This is a genomic window from Shouchella xiaoxiensis (assembly GCF_016907895.1).
GTDB lineage: Bacteria > Bacillota > Bacilli > Bacillales > Bacillaceae_D > Shouchella > Shouchella xiaoxiensis.
This window is the reverse complement of record NZ_JAFBCV010000002.1, coordinates 21,773-37,970: the sequence shown is the minus strand read 5'-3', so window position 1 is coordinate 37,970 and position 16,198 is coordinate 21,773. Positions and strand designations below refer to the sequence as shown.

17 protein-coding genes are annotated in these 16,198 nt (G+C 39.9%); 6 read left to right on the top strand and 11 right to left on the bottom strand.

What is annotated here, in order from left to right:
- Positions 1 to 289: 289 nt before the first annotated feature.
- Positions 290 to 1,204, top strand: a complete 915-nt coding sequence (locus JOC54_RS03565) for a COX15/CtaA family protein (RefSeq protein ID WP_367617763.1) — start codon at positions 290 to 292, stop codon at positions 1,202 to 1,204.
- A gap of 27 nt (positions 1,205 to 1,231) precedes the next feature.
- Here the strand turns inward: JOC54_RS03565 and pyc are convergent, their stop codons facing one another.
- On the bottom strand, positions 1,232 to 4,678 hold the full coding sequence (gene pyc / locus JOC54_RS03560; RefSeq protein WP_204464512.1) for a pyruvate carboxylase: 3,447 nt from the start codon (positions 4,676 to 4,678) through the stop codon (positions 1,232 to 1,234).
- A 125-nt stretch (positions 4,679 to 4,803) separates the two neighbouring features.
- On the bottom strand, positions 4,804 to 5,085 hold the full coding sequence (locus JOC54_RS03555) for an Fpa/YlaN family protein (protein ID WP_204464511.1): 282 nt from the start codon (positions 5,083 to 5,085) through the stop codon (positions 4,804 to 4,806).
- Between the two features lie 157 nt (positions 5,086 to 5,242).
- On the opposite strand from JOC54_RS03555, the gene JOC54_RS03550 reads away from it, so the two are divergent.
- Positions 5,243 to 5,755, top strand: coding sequence for a peptidyl-prolyl cis-trans isomerase (locus JOC54_RS03550; RefSeq protein WP_204464510.1), 513 nt, complete (start codon positions 5,243 to 5,245; stop codon positions 5,753 to 5,755).
- Here JOC54_RS03550 and JOC54_RS03545 read toward each other — a convergent pair.
- Entirely contained in the window at positions 5,752 to 7,086 is a 1,335-nt protein-coding gene (locus JOC54_RS03545; protein ID WP_035421090.1) for a PhoH family protein, read from the bottom strand. The genes JOC54_RS03550 and JOC54_RS03545 overlap by 4 nt on opposite strands.
- A gap of 212 nt (positions 7,087 to 7,298) precedes the next feature.
- On the opposite strand from JOC54_RS03545, the gene JOC54_RS03540 reads away from it, so the two are divergent.
- Positions 7,299 to 7,502 (top strand): YlaI family protein, encoded by a 204-nt coding sequence (locus JOC54_RS03540; RefSeq protein ID WP_081765758.1) that lies wholly within the window; start codon positions 7,299 to 7,301, stop codon positions 7,500 to 7,502.
- A gap of 18 nt (positions 7,503 to 7,520) precedes the next feature.
- Here the strand turns inward: JOC54_RS03540 and JOC54_RS03535 are convergent, their stop codons facing one another.
- Both JOC54_RS03535 and typA read right to left on the bottom strand, forming a co-directional pair.
- A complete protein-coding gene (locus tag JOC54_RS03535; protein ID WP_035421091.1) occupies positions 7,521 to 7,847 on the bottom strand; it encodes a YlaH-like family protein in 327 nt (108 codons plus the stop codon).
- Positions 7,848 to 7,872: 25 nt separating this feature from the next.
- On the bottom strand, positions 7,873 to 9,711 hold the full coding sequence (typA, locus tag JOC54_RS03530) for a translational GTPase TypA (RefSeq protein ID WP_035421092.1): 1,839 nt from the start codon (positions 9,709 to 9,711) through the stop codon (positions 7,873 to 7,875).
- 209 nt (positions 9,712 to 9,920) lie between these two features.
- On the opposite strand from typA, the gene JOC54_RS03525 reads away from it, so the two are divergent.
- Positions 9,921 to 10,103 carry a DUF5325 family protein gene (locus JOC54_RS03525; RefSeq protein ID WP_035421093.1) on the top strand — a complete coding sequence of 61 codons (183 nt, stop codon included), beginning with the start codon at positions 9,921 to 9,923 and terminating at the stop codon, positions 10,101 to 10,103.
- Between the two features lie 19 nt (positions 10,104 to 10,122).
- Here the strand turns inward: JOC54_RS03525 and JOC54_RS03520 are convergent, their stop codons facing one another.
- From JOC54_RS03520 to JOC54_RS03510, 3 genes are all read right to left on the bottom strand, one after another.
- Positions 10,123 to 11,025 (bottom strand): NAD(P)-dependent oxidoreductase, encoded by a 903-nt coding sequence (locus JOC54_RS03520; RefSeq protein WP_204464509.1) that lies wholly within the window; start codon positions 11,023 to 11,025, stop codon positions 10,123 to 10,125.
- Positions 11,022 to 11,822: an inositol monophosphatase family protein gene (locus JOC54_RS03515; protein WP_204464507.1), complete on the bottom strand. Its 801-nt coding sequence runs from the start codon at positions 11,820 to 11,822 to the stop codon at positions 11,022 to 11,024. The genes JOC54_RS03520 and JOC54_RS03515 overlap by 4 nt, the downstream gene beginning before the upstream one ends.
- 113 nt (positions 11,823 to 11,935) lie before the next feature.
- A complete protein-coding gene (locus JOC54_RS03510; protein WP_035421095.1) occupies positions 11,936 to 12,136 on the bottom strand; it encodes a YkzI domain-containing protein in 201 nt (66 codons plus the stop codon).
- 161 nt (positions 12,137 to 12,297) lie between these two features.
- Between JOC54_RS03510 and JOC54_RS03505 the strand changes: the two genes are divergently transcribed.
- A complete protein-coding gene (locus JOC54_RS03505; protein WP_204464506.1) occupies positions 12,298 to 12,924 on the top strand; it encodes a YktB family protein in 627 nt (208 codons plus the stop codon).
- 19 nt (positions 12,925 to 12,943) lie between these two features.
- Here the strand turns inward: JOC54_RS03505 and JOC54_RS03500 are convergent, their stop codons facing one another.
- Complete coding sequence (locus tag JOC54_RS03500; protein ID WP_437183507.1) at positions 12,944 to 13,201, bottom strand: UPF0223 family protein; 258 nt, start codon at positions 13,199 to 13,201, stop codon at positions 12,944 to 12,946.
- A 109-nt stretch (positions 13,202 to 13,310) separates the two neighbouring features.
- Here JOC54_RS03500 and JOC54_RS03495 point away from each other — a divergent pair, with 109 nt between their 5' ends.
- Positions 13,311 to 14,792, top strand: a complete 1,482-nt coding sequence (locus JOC54_RS03495; protein ID WP_035421098.1) for an aminotransferase class I/II-fold pyridoxal phosphate-dependent enzyme — start codon at positions 13,311 to 13,313, stop codon at positions 14,790 to 14,792.
- Positions 14,793 to 14,844: 52 nt separating this feature from the next.
- Here JOC54_RS03495 and JOC54_RS03490 read toward each other — a convergent pair whose 3' ends face one another.
- Complete coding sequence (locus JOC54_RS03490) at positions 14,845 to 14,982, bottom strand: GapA-binding peptide SR1P (protein WP_081760857.1); 138 nt, start codon at positions 14,980 to 14,982, stop codon at positions 14,845 to 14,847.
- 168 nt (positions 14,983 to 15,150) lie between these two features.
- Positions 15,151 to 15,999, bottom strand: coding sequence for a polysaccharide deacetylase family protein (locus JOC54_RS03485; protein ID WP_204464504.1), 849 nt, complete (start codon positions 15,997 to 15,999; stop codon positions 15,151 to 15,153).
- Positions 16,000 to 16,198 lie beyond the last annotated feature (199 nt).

Below are 16,198 nucleotides of genomic sequence, written 5' to 3'. Positions count from 1 at the left end.
TGACGAAAACGTATACATGATACGCGCGTCTCCCTTTTAGTTTCTGCTTAAACCAACTCAATATAAGCGTGAAATCCTCATTGCGTTAACCCTCATTACGATTATACCCGAAAATGTGGGCGGTTTCATCAAATTCCTTTTGTTCACATGATTTTCACATTCACAATCGTCAAAGAATGTTCGCAGCTGAAAAATTGACTTTACCCTGTTCATTTTCTTATCATGGAGGAAGTACGTTAAGACCCATACTCACTTTATCACACTTTTAAACAAGTTTATAGAAGGAAAGGTGAAACGATTGCATAAAGGATTGAAAAGGTTTGGTGTAATTTCATCCCTTGGCGTTCTTCTTGTTCTCATTCAAGGAGCCCTTGTCACCAATACCGGCTCTGGTGAAGGCTGTGGTCAAACATGGCCGCTTTGCTTTGGACAAGTGATTCCACTTGACCCTCCACCCGAAACCGTTATTGAATTTTCACACCGGCTTATCGCTGGTATTGTCGGAATGCTCGTTATAATGATGGCCATCTGGTCATGGAGAAAGTTGAAACATTTACCTGAAACAAAATTCCTATCGATTGTGTCTGTTTTTATGATCGTTTTTCAAGGTTTGCTAGGTGCAGGTGCTGTTGTGTTTGGACAGTCTGATCTCATTATGGCATTACATTTCGGTTTTTCAGCTCTTTCATTTGCCTCTGTCGTGTTGTTAACTCGACTGGCTTTTGAAGACAGTAACCCTAAAAAACAGTATGTACCAATAGTAACCAAACCATACAAATGGTTCGTTATCGGAACAACGATTTACTCCTATTTAGCGATCTATACAGGTGCTTATGTAAAACACACTGATTCAGCGCTTGCTTGCTCGGGATTCCCTCTATGTAACGGTGAGATCATTCCATCTATTTTTCATAGTGCAATTGCTGTTCAGTTGTTACATCGCAGTGCTGCCATGCTACTTGCTCTTTTACTCATTATCTTATTCATTTGGACATTAAAAACGTATCGTAAAAAAGCTGTATTAGTGACTTGTGCAAGTCTTGCTATTATTCTAGTTGCGGGACAAGCAGCATCCGGGATAGCTGTTGTGTTAACTGAAGCATCAACCATTACAATTAGTATCTTTCATGCTTTGTTAATTTCTTTACTATTCACTGTGCTTTGTTATATGGTAATGCTTGTATCACGTAATAAGAACCGTTAAAAAAAGTCCCGAAATCGGGACTTTTTTTTATTCAATTTCTATTAATAAATCTCCTGTTGCAATCGCATCTCCATCTTTCGCAAACACTTCTTTAACCGTACCGTTCTTCGCTGCTTGCACCGTTGTTTCCATTTTCATTGCTTCCGTAATCATTAAGTGATCACCTTTTTGCACCTTATCTCCAGGCGCAACAAGGGCTTTAACAACTGTACCAGGCATAGAAGCTCCAATATGATTTGGATTGTTTTTCTCAGCTTTTGGTCTTGTTACCGCAGTTGATTTAATATCCAAGTCTTGAATATTCACTTCTCGCGGTTGGCCGTTAAGTTCGAAATAAACAATCCTTGTTCCATCCAGCTGTGGATCAGAAATAGAGATGAGTTTAACAATTAATGTCTTTCCTTTTTCAATCTCAATTTCAATTTCTTCACCCAAATCAAGTCCGTAAAAGAAAGTCGGTGTATCGAGAACCGAAACATCTCCAAATCGGTCGCTGAACTGTTCATACTCCATGAATACTTTAGGATAGAGAGCATATGAAAGAACATCATGGCTTGTTACCTGTCTACCTAATTCTTCGTAAAGTTTCTCACTTAACTGAACAAAGTCTACAGGTTCAAGCTTCGCTCCTGGACGCCCTTCAATTGGTGCCTTTCCTTTAAGAATTAAGTGCTGTAATTTTTCTGGAAACCCTTGGTATGGTTTACCAAGCTGGCCTTGGAAAAATTCTACAACAGAATCTGGAAAGTCTAGGCTCTCACCGCGTTCAAATAGCGTTTTCTCTGTTAAGTCATTTTGTACCATATAAAGAGCCATATCACCAACAACTTTAGAAGATGGTGTTACTTTGACAATATCTCCAAACAATTCATTCACACTGCGATACATCCGCTTAACATCGTTCCACTTATCATACAAACCAACTGCTTTAGCTTGTTGCTGTAAGTTGCTGTACTGCCCACCAGGCATTTCATGTTCATAAACTTCCGTATGAGGTGCGTTCATACCACTTTCAAAACCGTGGTAGTACTTACGTGTTTCATACCAGAACTGATCCAATTTTTCATAGGTTTCAATGTTCATTTTCGGTTGACGGTCCTTACCAGCTAACGCATAGTATAAGCTGTTCGCACTTGGTTGTGAAGTTAACCCAGCCATGGAACTTACTGCTACGTCAACGATATCTACCCCCGCATCGACCGCTCTAGCATAGGAGAACACACCATTTCCACTTGTATCGTGCATATGCAGATGAATTGGAATCGAAACAGTATCTTTCAATTCGCTCACCAATTGATAAGCAGCTTCTGGTTTTAGTAAACCGGCCATGTCTTTAATTGCTAAAATGTGAGCCCCCGCATCTTCAAGCTCTTTTGCCATCCGCTTGTAGTAGGCTAAGTCGTATTTCGTTTTGTTCTTATCTAATATATCTCCCGTGTAACAAACGGCAGCTTCAGCAACTTTCCCACTTTCAATAACGGCATCAATTGCTGGCTTCATCGCTTCAACCCAGTTCAAACTGTCAAAGATTCGGAAAACATCAATGCCTGCTTCGGCTGATTTTTGGACAAAATCATGGATAACGTTATCTGGGTAGCTTGTGTAACCAACCCCATTAGAAGCCCGCAACAGCATCTGAAACAACACATTTGGTGCTTTTTCTCTTAAAACAAGCAGTCGTTCCCACGGATTTTCATGCAAGAAACGCATCGCAACATCAAACGTTGCTCCTCCCCACATCTCCATTGAGAATAGCTCTGGTAACAAGTGAGCTGTAGGTTCAGCAATTTTTTTCAAGTCATGCGTTCTTACACGTGTTGCTAGAAGTGACTGATGCGCATCGCGGAACGTTGTATCAGTTAGCAGCACATTTTTCTCTGCTTTTATCCAGTCGGCTAACCCTTCTGCGCCACGCTTGTCCAAGATTTGCTTCGTTCCATCTGGTAAAGCTGCACTTGAATCATAGGTTGGTAGAATGGGTGTTTCAAATAAAGGCTTCTCGCCTTTTTCTAATCCTGGATAGCCGTTAATTACCGTTTCTCCAATAAACGAAAGCATTTTTGTTCCTCTATCTTTTCGTTTTGGGAAAACAAATAATTCTGGCGTTTGATCAATAAAGCCCGTATTATATTCGCCATTTAAAAATTGTCCATGTGTAACCACATTTTCTAGAAAGGCGATATTGGTTTTGATTCCTCTGATTCGAAATTCACGTAGATTACGGACCATCTTTAACGCAGCAGCCTCGAATGTTAAAGCCCATGTCGAAACTTTAACTAATAGTGAATCGTAGTGCGGGCTTATCACAGCACCTTGAAACCCGTTCCCAGCATCAAGTCGAACGCCAAACCCTCCACTTGATCGGTATGCATTAATCCGTCCTGTATCAGGCATAAAACCGTTAGCTGGATCCTCTGTTGTTACACGGGATTGTATGGCATAGCCAAAACAAACAATCTCGTTTTGTTGTGGTATCCCAATTTCATCCTCATGTAAATCATATCCTGCGGCAATTTTTAATTGCGACTGAACGATATCAATACCTGTAATCATTTCAGTTATCGTATGTTCGACCTGAACGCGAGGATTCACTTCAATAAAGTAGAATGTACCATCTTCAGTTACAAGAAATTCAACCGTCCCAGCATTAACATAGCCAACATTTTTCATCAGCTGAACAGCAGCATCACAAATTGATTGACGGACTTCATTTGTTAATGAAACGCTTGGAGCAATTTCAACCACTTTTTGATGTCTTCGTTGAACAGAACAATCACGTTCATGGAGATGGACGATATTCCCATGTTTGTCTGCTACAATCTGGACTTCAATATGCTTCGGACGCTCCACAAATTTTTCCACGTACACTTCATCGTTTCCGAAAGCTGATTTTGCCTCTGATTTCGCTCTTTCAAAAGATTCTTTTATTTCATTTTTTGAGCGGACAATTCTCATACCTCGTCCACCGCCGCCAAGCGACGCCTTTATAATAAATGGAAAACCATGCTCGGCTGCAAACGACTCAACTTCTTCAAAATTAGCGACTGGCCCGTCACTTCCTGGAATAACCGGTAAACCAGCTTTGAGCGCTTGCTCCCTTGCCTGAATTTTATCGCCAAACATGTTTAAATGTTCAAGCTCAGGACCTACAAAGATAAGGCCTTCTTCGTCACAGCGCTTAGCAAATTCAATATTCTCTGACAAAAAGCCATAGCCAGGGTGGATTGCATCGACATCGTGCGCTTTAGCAGTGGCTATAATATCTTCAATATCGAGGTACGCATCGATTGGCTTTTTATCTTTACCAACTAAATAAGCTTCATCTGCTTTGTAGCGGTGAAAAGCACCCGTGTCTTCTTTTGAGTAAATTGCCACCGTGCGAATGTTTAATTCTGAGCACGCCCGAAAAATACGAATCGCAATCTCACCGCGATTTGCCACTAACACTTTGTTTATCGTATGTAATGCTTTCATATCGTACCAACCTTCCCTTCTCTCCCTATGTTGTCTACTTTGACTTATTTTGTTCCATTTTTCAACTAATTTGCTAAGTGCTTTACTATTTATGATAGAAAAACCGGGCACAAGGCCCGGTTTTTTTATTTTTGAATTGAACTGTCGTGTAAAAGCGCTAACTTACGCTCCAATTCACTTAAGATATGCTTACCCTTGTCTTCTTCTACAAGACCAAGACGAACAGCAAAATCTATTTCCCGCGATAAGCCAAACATCCGTGTATCTAGAACCTCTTCGTAGAGGGGGCATTGCGGCATCGTTAGATTTTCAAGTTGCACTTCTATGAGCTGGCGAATCTTCTCTGCGTCCGCCTGTAGAAGGGCAAAGGCTTTTTCGCTCTGACTTGTAACAGCATTTGTCGTCAAGATATCCCCTCCTCGCCTGAGTTTACTTCTTACTTACATAGTATCTTTGTTTTCGCTAAAATGCAATCTTTTTCACCCTTACTTAAAAGTTTCCCCCCGTGACAAAACGAAGCTAAGAGATTATACTTTCACTAGTGTTCTAACTTGGAGGGATTTGATGCAAGAGTTTGTCTTTTTTATTTCTGGTAACGTGAAAAAACCATTAACAATTGATCCGACAGTCTGGATCTTTGATGAGCGAAAAATTGATTTAAACGCATTTTTTGAATCTGGTTCTAAACTTGAAGAGGATAATGATTTAACAGAGTACACTAAGAAGATATCGGAGCAGTTTGATCGAGAAATGCTTGAAGGATCTGAGCCACCTAACCCAAATCGTGACTCAAATAAAATCAAGTTTAATCGCCAAGAATTAATAAATGGATCATTTGGCATGCCGCTTAAATCATTCATTAAAAACGCTAGTCCTTTCGAAAACGCTTCAACGATTCAAGTTGAAACCACAGACGAAACGGCACACGCTTTCCCGATTGAAAAAGGGAACTATTTCATTGCGGCATTCTCTAAAGACGGTCAACCGTTACGGAATGACGGTCCCATTCACCTTTATATTGTGGATGGTGAACAACATCAACCCATTAAGAATGTAAAACAGCTTCATTTTCTTTAAAGTAAATCAGCAGCTAGCTGCGCAAGCGCTGAGCGCTCACCTTTTACAAGTTTAATATGGCCGCTCAGCGCCTCGTTTTTAAATGTTTCCACGGCATAGGTTAACCCGTTTGTATACTCATCTAAATAAGGATGATCAATTTGTTGCGGGTCGCCCATAAGGACGACTTTACTTCGTTCACCAACCCTCGTTAATATTGTTTTCACCTCATGTTTTGTTAAATTTTGCGCTTCATCAATAATGATATATTGATCTGGAATACTTCTCCCACGAATATAAGTCAGAGCTTCAACTTGAATTGAACTCATTCCAGCCAAGATGCGATCAAGTTCGCCCGGTTTTTTTGTATCAAACAGAAATTCTAAATTGTCATAGATTGGCTGCATCCAAGGACGTAGCTTCTCTTCTTTTTCTCCTGGCAGATAGCCAATATCTTTTCCTAAGGGAACGACAGGTCGAGCAACGACTAATTTTTTGTAAAGATGAAGATCTTCTGTTTGCAACAAACCCGCAGCAAGCGAAAGCAGCGTTTTTCCAGTCCCAGCCTTTCCGACAAGCGTGACTAATGGTAAATCATTTCGTAGGAGTAATTCTAAAGCCATTTTTTGCTGTGCATTTCTGGGCTTGATTCCCCAAACATGTTCATGTTCGCCTATTAACGGTTTTATATTTTGTCCCAGCAAGTCTACTTTTCCAATCGCAGAACTGGATGTACGCATGACGTCCTTTAAAATAACAAATTCGTTCGGATAAAAAGACCCTTTCAAATCCGATACTGCCACTTGCCCATCTTTATAGAATCGATTGATAATAGCAGAATCAACAAACTGTTCTACATAGCCATCATACCCTTTATCCGTCTCAATCACGCGATCATTTAAGAAATCCTCTGTTCTTAAATCGAACGCATCTGCCTTTACTCGCACAAGGGCATCTTTACTGACTAGCACTACTTGTTTACCATTTTGCTTTTCATTTTCTTCCATTTGTAAATTTAGAGCAACAGCAATGATTCGATTGTCATTTGTCATCTCTGCAAAAACATGTTTTAGATGTTGGTACGAACGATGATTAAGCTCGATGCGAAATAAGCCACCCTGCTCCAAAATTACGCCTTTATGAAGCTTACCTCCCTCTCTCAAGTGATCAACCATCTTGGCAATCATGCGAGCATTCCGACCAATCTCATCCATGTTTTTCTTTTTTGAATCTACCTCTTCTAACACGACAGCTGGTATAACTACTTCATGGGGTTGAAATTGATATACCGCATACGGGTCTTGTAGCAATACATTTGTATCGAGGACATAAATATAGTTTGCTTTACTCAAAAAAACGCCTCCCGAAAAGTGCGTTCAGGAATATCTTGACCGATTAGGCAAGCCATCCTTTTCTTTATCGTATGAAACGAGAAAAGAAGTTAGACGAAAGTTTCTAAAGAAAAGGGATAGTTTCTTTTTTGCCTGACATTGTTTACACTAGAAGAGTGGTTCTTCTACTTTACCGCAAGGAGGTGCGGACTTTTTGGAGTCCGACTTTTATTATGAGAGTAAAATGCGTCATATGTGATTCAATTGAAACGATTGAGGATTTTAGTGTACTTGCAAAACGATTAAGAAACCGCCCAATACACACGTATATGTGCGACACTTGCCGCGACCGCATTTCTAGTCGTACGGATGAGCGCAAAGCAACAGGTCAATTTACTACACCACATACAAAAAAAGAAGAGAGCGATTGGCCATAAGCCAACGCTCTCTTCTTTTTAATTTGATGCATTCTGTTTACGATGCAAGTGCAAACGGAATCGGTAAATTCCAAGAACGATTGCGGAAATAAACAATACCGCCATAATTGGAGCTCCGAAAATAAATTCGAGAAACCATAATCCAAAACTTCCAATGACAAGCATGACGTAAACAATAATTGTTTTTAAAATGGGTAGCTTTTGAGCAAAACCTAAATTAAACACAAGCACCGCAAGAAGAGTTGTTACAACAAACGCAATAAGCCCAATCCAAGGGTTTTCATTTGTTGCTTGCAGAAGCCAAGGCATGCTCTCAAGTGGAACTGTTGCCTGAGATTGGTCCATTACACTCTCTCCCTTACTTCCTTAATTAGCTGCTTGAAGCGACTTTTCTACGTTTTTCCTCACGCTCACGTTCTGATTTGTTAAGGATTTTTTTACGTAAACGAATCGATTCAGGTGTCATCTCACAGTATTCATCGTCATTCAAATATTCCAATGCTTCTTCAAGCGTTAGGATACGCGGACGTTTCATTGTTACTGTTTGATCTTTCGTAGCTGAACGGACGTTTGTTTGTTGCTTCATTTTAGTAATATTAACAGTTAAATCATTTTCGCGGGTATGTTCCCCAACAATCATACCTTCATAGATTTCTGTACCTGAATCAAGGAAGATTGTTCCTCTGTCCTCAACACCCATGATACCATATTGAGTCGCTTTACCAGTTTCCATCGAAACAAGTACACCTTGACGACGTCCACCAACATGACCAGCAAACATCGGCTGATACGAGTCAAATGAATGGTTAATAATTCCGTACCCACGAGTTTGTGTCAAAAATTCGGTTGTATAACCAATCAACCCACGAGCTGGTACTAGGAAATCAAGACGTACTTGTCCGCTTCCTGTATTGGTCATATTAATCATTTCACCTTTACGCTCACCAAGAGATTGCATAACAGCACCTTGGTACTCTTCAGGCACGTCTATCTGCACACGTTCAACCGGTTCAGAACGAACGCCGTCAATGTCGCGAATGATTACTTCAGGTTTAGATACTTGAAGTTCAAAACCTTCACGACGCATGTTCTCAATTAAAATCGAAAGGTGAAGCTCTCCACGACCTGAAACAACCCAAACATCTGGAGATTCAGTGTCTTCAACTCGTAGACTTACATCCGTTTCAAGTTCAGACTTTAGACGCTCTTCTAGCTTACGGCTCGTAACAAATTTCCCTTCACGACCTGCAAAAGGTGAATTGTTTACGAGGAATGTCATTTGCAACGTCGGCTCATCAATACGTAATGCAGGAAGTGCGTCTTGATGTTCAATTGGACAAACGGTTTCTCCGACATTGATTTCTTCCATTCCAGATACTGCAATTAGTTCGCCTGCTCTTGCTTCGTTAATTTCGATACGCTTTAAGCCAAGGAAACCAAATAATTTAGTCACTCGGAAATTCTTAACAGATCCATCTAATTTCATAAGAGCAACTTGTTGACCAACTTTAATTGTTCCGCGGAATACTCGGCCAATCCCGATTCGACCAACATAGTCATTATAATCAAGTAATGTAATTTGGAATTGTAATGGGTCATTGCTGTTATCAACAGGAGCAGGAATGCTCTCAACTACTGTATCAAACAATACATTCATGTTTTCATCTTGTTTTTCAGGTGTCATAGATGCCGTTCCGTTAATAGCAGAGGCATAAACAACTGGGAAATCTAATTGATCCTCATCCGCACCAAGGTCAATAAATAGATCGATCACTTCATCAACTACTTCTGAAGCACGTGCAGCAGGACGATCAATTTTATTTACGACAACAATTGGAGTTAACTTTTGTTCTAGGGCTTTTTTCAATACAAAGCGTGTTTGTGGCATACAGCCTTCATAAGCGTCTACAACAAGCAACACGCCATCAACCATCTTCATAATACGTTCAACTTCGCCACCAAAATCCGCATGTCCTGGTGTATCCATGATGTTAATACGAATGTCATGGTAATTAATTGCTGTGTTTTTTGCTAAAATCGTAATGCCCCGCTCTTTTTCAAGTGCGTTTGAATCCATCGCTCTTTCTTGAACCGTTTCGTGTTGCTGAAAGGTTCCTGATTGCTTTAAAAGTTCATCGACAAGTGTCGTTTTTCCATGGTCAACGTGTGCAATGATCGCGATGTTACGAATATCTTCGCGTAAAGTCATTCTTCTCTCTCCTTCTCATATATCCAGATAAAGGTGTTCAACTGTCTAAGTATAGCACAAACTTTATCAAGTTCCTATTTTATTTCAAATTGATTCACAAATAGAGTCTCTTTTTAAAAATGTTTCCCGTTTTGTCACAGTCTAGTCTTTTTCTTTTTCATGATACAGGGTACACTATTGAATAGTGAGCAGAGGAGGTCAGTCAAGCATTGAATAAAGAAAATGTGGTATTCCTAACGCTTTCCATTATTACTGTCCTTTGTATTATGGGAATCGGTGTAGCTGTTGCTGAGAGAAGCATAATCATTGCGACTGTATCAATCGTCGGTATTGTTCTTTCAATGGGACTAGGATTTAGCCTTAGAAAAAAAAACGCCAATAGTCATAACTAACCTTTAAAAAGGCGAGCCGCTAGCGGCTCGCCTTTTCACGTCTTGCAACAATTGTATTTGTTTTTTCCTCAAGTGGTCGAATAATGGCACTAACATCTAGTTCACCAAATTGTTCCTTAGCTTCGGCTACTTTTTTTGCACCTAATTGAACAACATCAAGTGGCATCTCAAGTTCTTTCGCAAGATCAAGCGCTAAGTTAATATCTTTGTTTAATAGATTGATGGAAAAACGCGCTTCAAATTTACGATCCAGGATTGCGTCAACGGCCCAGTCCATGCTCTTAGAAAAGCCGGCACTTCTCTTAATCACATCATAAGCAAGCGCCGGGTCAACCCCCGCTTTTTCCGCCATCACATAACATTCTGCAAGTGCTGATTGATGCACTCCTATTAACATATTATTTAGCAGTTTTACGGTTGTTCCGCTTCCGCAATCGCCAACTCGAACAATATAGGATCCGTATGATTCTAACAATGGAGAGACACGCTCAAAGGCATCTTCGTCTCCGCCACACATTATCGTTAATGTTCCTGCTTCTGCTCCCATAGGACCACCGCTAATTGGTGCATCTATAAAGCTAGCTCCTTTATCTTTACACCGATTATAGGCCCATTCATTTGTAGAACGATCAACGGTTGAATGATCAATGATGATTTTTCCAGGAGCTAACCCTGCAAGTAAACCCTCTTCACCGTCATAAACGTCATAAATTGTCTCAGGCAAAGGTAGGCATGTCATGACAACATCTGTTTGTTTCATTAAATCCCTCGAGGTCTGTGCTTCTACGGCACCATATGCGATTGCCGCTTTAATTGGTCCACGGCTTCGACTTACAACATAAGTTTGATAACCCGCATCTACTAAATGTTTAACCATAGGTAATCCCATCGTTCCAAGCCCGACAAATCCCACGCTTTTCATTCAGACGCTCCTTTCTGAAGCCGATCTACCAATGTTTGATGGAGATTTGATTTTGAACAGACCATCGTACCCTTATCAAGCAAGGAAAGTGTCGATCCGTCAAAACGACTTGCCAAACAGTTCACTTCATTTAATAAAATTGCGCCACCTGCGTAATCCCATGGTGATAAGTTTAAACTGATGTATGCGTCCATTCGATCAGTTGCCACATATGCCATTTCCAGCGCCGCTGAACCGTACGAACGAGTTCCTCTACATGATTGTACTAGCTCAATTAAATTGGTTTGTAATGGATGATTTTCAACTAACCAATTCGCGTTTAAACCAATAATTGCTTCTTCTAGTGGACGTTCTTTTACCGATTCCACTTTTTTATCGTTCACAAACAACCCTTCTCCTTGAACTGCATGGAATAATTCATTTTTTATTACATCATAAACGAAACCTAGCTTACCTACACCATCTTGAAAAACACCCATGGATATGGCAAAGTTTTGCTGTTGATGAACAAAATTCATTGTTCCGTCAATTGGATCAATAATCCAGACTGTCCCGCTTAGCGATGTTAATTCTTTTGCAACTCCCTCTTCTCCTAAAAAATGATGAGTCGGGTATGTACTTGATATCTGCTGATAAAAATAAGCTTCCGTTGATTTATCCACATCCGTTACTAGATCATCCGGACCTGATTTTGCATCAATTGTAAAGGGTTGCTCAAGCGCTTTTTTAATTTTATTTCCTGCTTCTACTAACCATGTTTTTGCTTGTTTTTCTATTTCAATCCAATTAGGCTCCATGAGAACCTCCTTTAAGATAGTCTCGAACGTATTATCTCACAGAACCAATCAATAGCAAAATGGTTGGTCCTTTAGCTAAATCAAATCAAAAAAAGCGCGATATTACTCGCGCCTCAGTAAACGGATTGTTTTGTTAAATGAAGCCATTCCAACCGATAATCATTTAATAACTTTTTACTAAACTGAATTGCCTCTATGTCTTCCGCCAAAAGTGCATCGTGTAAGGACATCAATTGATAATCAATTTCAAGGCGCAAGACGGATAATCGACTTTCTGGTTGATAAGAATGATAAGACGGAAGAACTTGTTTCATCTGCGACTCCCCTTTTCGTGCGCTCTACCGAGCATATATTTTAATTTTCTGATATTATAACATATCTCCATCTCTTGTCGATAGTTAAATGTTTGTTTTTCTATTGTTTGATCTTTTTTTCTTTAGAAGCTATTCTTAAATAAGGAAGGAGTTTGATCATAATGAAGCAATTTGGATTTTCACAAGCTGATTTCGATACATTTTCCATAGATGGCTTAGAACCGCGAATGGAGGCAATTCGATCAAATATACAGCCTAAGTTTCAAGTAATTGGTGAAGAACTTCGTCAAGATTTAGAAGCACAGCTAGGGAATGAGATGTATTTACATATCGCTCAGCATGCAAGAAGAACAACGAATCCACCAGCTGATACTTGGCTTGCTGTTGCCGCTAACAAGCGTGGTTACAAAAAACACCCACATTTTCAAGTAGGATTGTTTGATGACCATTTGTTTATTTGGTTAGCTTTTATTTATGAACTGCCAGGAAAGCAAAGCATTGCAAAACATTTTCTCGAACATCAACAAAGTCTAAAAGAAACAATTCCGGCTCACTATATGGTGTCGTTAGATCATACAAAAAAGAAAGCAGAACGTTTTGATGAATTAGACCTATCTTCATCACTTGAACGGTTTCGAGATGTCAAAAAAGCAGAATGGCTCGTTGGTCAACATTTTTCACCAGATTCAGCTGTTGTAAAAGATGGTGCTCTATTAATAAAAGAAGTAAAACAAACAGTAAACAAGCTACTTCCCCTGTATAAGCTTGCTCACCAATCATTAAAATAAAAGGATAGAGGCGTTTCCTCTATCCTTTTATTTTTCCATCGTTTTCATTGGCCATTTTGATTATTTTGAAGCACGAGATACCTAATTGGTCATCCACTTCTTTAAACAACTGTTTTTCCTCTGCTTTTGAGGGAACAACCGTTTTAAATTCTTTGTAGTGAGTTCTTATAGTGCTTGCATCCACACCTTGTTCAACAACCCTTGCAATCACATCAAAAAACTCAGCGACGATGACAATCTCTTCTTGACTCCAGTCGTAGCGAATTGGTATATCCAAACAAACCATCCTTTCAACAAAAATATAGGCAAACGCTGTCGGTTTTGCTATACTCTTCTTGTTTGCTTAAAAGCAGCTCCCGCATTTTTAAAAAGTGAGGTGACCTTTAATGGGACACAATCAAGAACACACCCCTTTGTTTACAGGGTTAAAGAAATACGTCGCCCAAAACCCAGTGCCTTTTCACATACCTGGTCATAAAAAAGGAATGGGAATGGACGAAGATTTCCGCGAATTCATTGGGGACAACGCGCTCTCTATAGACTTAATTAACATTGCTCCACTGGATGATCTTCATCATCCGCACGGAATGATTCACGAGTCCCAACAATTAGCGGCCGAAGCATTTGGTGCTGATTATACCTTTTTTTCTGTACAAGGTACAAGCGGAGCAATTATGACAATGATTATGAGCGTATGCAACCCTGGGGACAAAATTATTGTGCCACGTAATGTTCATAAATCAATTATGTCCGCGATTATATTTTCTGGAGCATTGCCTATCTTCGTTCATCCAGAAGTTGATCATAATCACGGAATTGCACATGGTGTCGCAACATTGTCAATAAAAAAAGCGATTGAAACTCATCCTGATGCAAAAGCCGTTTTGGTTATAAATCCAACCTATTTTGGGTACACATGCGATTTAAAAGCGATTGTAGATCTTTCTCATCAAGCAGGTATTCCTGTTCTTGTTGACGAAGCTCATGGCGTGCATATTCATTTTTCCGATCGACTGCCAGTAAGTGCGATGGCTGCAGGAGCCGATATGGCAGCAACAAGTGTGCATAAGCTTGGCGGTTCTCTTACACAAAGTTCTGTCTTAAACGTTCGTGCAGGTCTTGTTTCGATTGAACATACAACCGCTGTAATGAGTATGCTGACAACAACATCGACTTCTTATATCTTATTAGCTTCACTTGATGTCGCAAGAAAGCATCTTGCCACCAAGGGGCAAAAGCAACTTGAACACGTCATCGAACTAGCAAATTGGGCTAGAACGGCCATTAACGACGACATAAACGGATTGACATGTATTGGTCGAGAGCGCTTGGATTCTTCGGCGACATTTGACCACGACCCAACCAAATTGTTTATTTCTTTAAAAGGATTAACCATCTCAGGGTATGAAGCAGAAGTTTGGTTAAGAGAAACCTACTCAATTGAAGTAGAGCTTTCGGACCTGTATAACATTCTTTGCATTGTTACACTGGGTGATTCAGAAGAGAAGATTGCGCTCTTACTTCAAGCATTAACAGAAATGGCTAATCTTTATCGAAAAGACGAACCATGGAGTTCTGCTTTACCAGTCCATGTTCCTAATATACCGACCTTAGCTATCTCACCTCGAGAAGCTTTTTACGCTCAGACGGAACTTATTCCATTTGAAGAAACTGCCGGTCGGATCATTGCAGAATTTATTATGGTTTACCCACCAGGAATTCCTATTTTAAGTCCTGGAGAACTAATCACGGCTGACAACCTTGCTTATGTAAAAGAAAACATTGCTGCTGGATTACCCGTGCAAGGCCCAGAAGATGACAGTCTTGCTTATTTAAAAGTCATTAAGGAACAACAGGCAATTCGCTAAAAAAAGAACCTAACTCATGAGTTAGGTTCTTTTTGTATATGATTTAGACAGATTATTTTTGTTGAACGGGTGGTTTAGCGGTTTGAGACTGACAGTGTGTACAATTCGATACGGAATAAAGGCGACTAACTTTCTCTCCTTCAAAATGTCCTAATGTCTGGCTGCAAGTTTGACACACGAACGTTCCCATACAGCATCCTCCTTCAAATTTGTAATCGCTTACGTCTTGATATACTCTATAATAGTATGACTTAATTAAAACGTCAACCTAAAATAGCATGTCACATTAAAAAAAACTGCCCTTTTTTTCAATAAAAAACCTCTTTTGTGTATGTACACAACAAAAGAGGTTTGTTTTTTATTTTAATTGGTCTGGATCAACAAAATCATACCCTTTGTCTCGCAATCCATTCACGATGTCTTCTAGTGCTGCAGATGTATGTTCACGGTCGTGCATCAAAAGGTTGCCACCTTTACCAAGCTCAGGTGCGTTCACCATGATATCAGCGATGGCTTCTTTCGTCATGTAATTGCTGTCCCAATCATAGCCGTACGTCCAGTTCATTAGCGTCATTTCTTCTTCAGCTACGACTTCACGAACATAGTCCGTATTGACTCCAAAAGGTGCACGGAAGAAGCGTGGACGCTCTCCAGTAATTTCTTCGATCTTGTCGTTTAAATCAACGATTTCAGCGCGCTGTTGCTCCTCTGATATTTCACTTAAATTAGGATGGCCCATTGTATGATTTCCAATCTCAAAACCCATTTCATAAATTTCCAGTAACTGTTCCTCTTTTTCTTCTGTATTAATGAAATGTCCGTTAACAAAGAATATCGCGGGTGCATCTACTTCTTTTAAGGTTGCGGCCATATCTACGCCGTATTTATCTGGTGCATCATCAATTGTCAATAACACAACTTCATCATCTGCACCTGAGCCCTCTATTGGCTGCACGGTCCAAAGATTTGGGTTTATTTCATAGACAATCTCAGCTGCTTCTTCCTCTACACTCTCTTCAGCCTCATTTTCATTGTCGTCTTCACTCATATCTGTGGACTCGTTCGTTTCCTCATTGCTCGCATTATCTTCCATACCTGCTTCATCGTCAGTTGAGTCAGCTGGATTATTGCTTTCCGTCGTATCGTCCCCGCCACATGCGGCTAATGTTAGTAAACACACTGCTGGTACCGCTAACCATTTTTTCATATGTACACACCCCATTTTTATTCTTTATAGATCGTAACATTTTTTTCCTATTTTCGACAATACTCTTCACTTAATTTACACAGTTTGCTTGTTAACGTGTTCGTGAATAGTTTTTATTACTTGCTTTATACTAATAAAGGTTTAAACTTAAAAAAATGTGGGTATCTAAAGTTGGTCAGCAACTTATTTTACTAATTAG

Excerpts from the sequence above, each read along its gene's own strand:
- pyc (WP_204464512.1), bottom strand. The coding sequence starts at position 4,678 with ATGAAAGCATTACATACGATAAACAAAGTGTTAGTGGCAAATCGCGGT.
- JOC54_RS03550 (WP_204464510.1), top strand. The coding sequence starts at position 5,243 with ATGCAAGAGTTTGTCTTTTTTATTTCTGGTAACGTGAAAAAACCATTA.
- JOC54_RS03540 (WP_081765758.1), top strand. The coding sequence starts at position 7,299 with ATGAGAGTAAAATGCGTCATATGTGATTCAATTGAAACGATTGAGGAT.
- JOC54_RS03535 (WP_035421091.1), bottom strand. The coding sequence starts at position 7,847 with ATGGACCAATCTCAGGCAACAGTTCCACTTGAGAGCATGCCTTGGCTT.
- typA (WP_035421092.1), bottom strand. The coding sequence starts at position 9,711 with ATGACTTTACGCGAAGATATTCGTAACATCGCGATCATTGCACACGTT.
- JOC54_RS03520 (WP_204464509.1), bottom strand. The coding sequence starts at position 11,025 with ATGAAAAGCGTGGGATTTGTCGGGCTTGGAACGATGGGATTACCTATG.
- JOC54_RS03515 (WP_204464507.1), bottom strand. The coding sequence starts at position 11,822 with ATGGAGCCTAATTGGATTGAAATAGAAAAACAAGCAAAAACATGGTTA.
- JOC54_RS03510 (WP_035421095.1), bottom strand. The coding sequence starts at position 12,136 with ATGAAACAAGTTCTTCCGTCTTATCATTCTTATCAACCAGAAAGTCGA.
- JOC54_RS03505 (WP_204464506.1), top strand. The coding sequence starts at position 12,298 with ATGAAGCAATTTGGATTTTCACAAGCTGATTTCGATACATTTTCCATA.
- JOC54_RS03495 (WP_035421098.1), top strand. The coding sequence starts at position 13,311 with ATGGGACACAATCAAGAACACACCCCTTTGTTTACAGGGTTAAAGAAA.
- JOC54_RS03490 (WP_081760857.1), bottom strand. The coding sequence starts at position 14,982 with ATGGGAACGTTCGTGTGTCAAACTTGCAGCCAGACATTAGGACATTTT.
- JOC54_RS03485 (WP_204464504.1), bottom strand. The coding sequence starts at position 15,999 with ATGAAAAAATGGTTAGCGGTACCAGCAGTGTGTTTACTAACATTAGCC.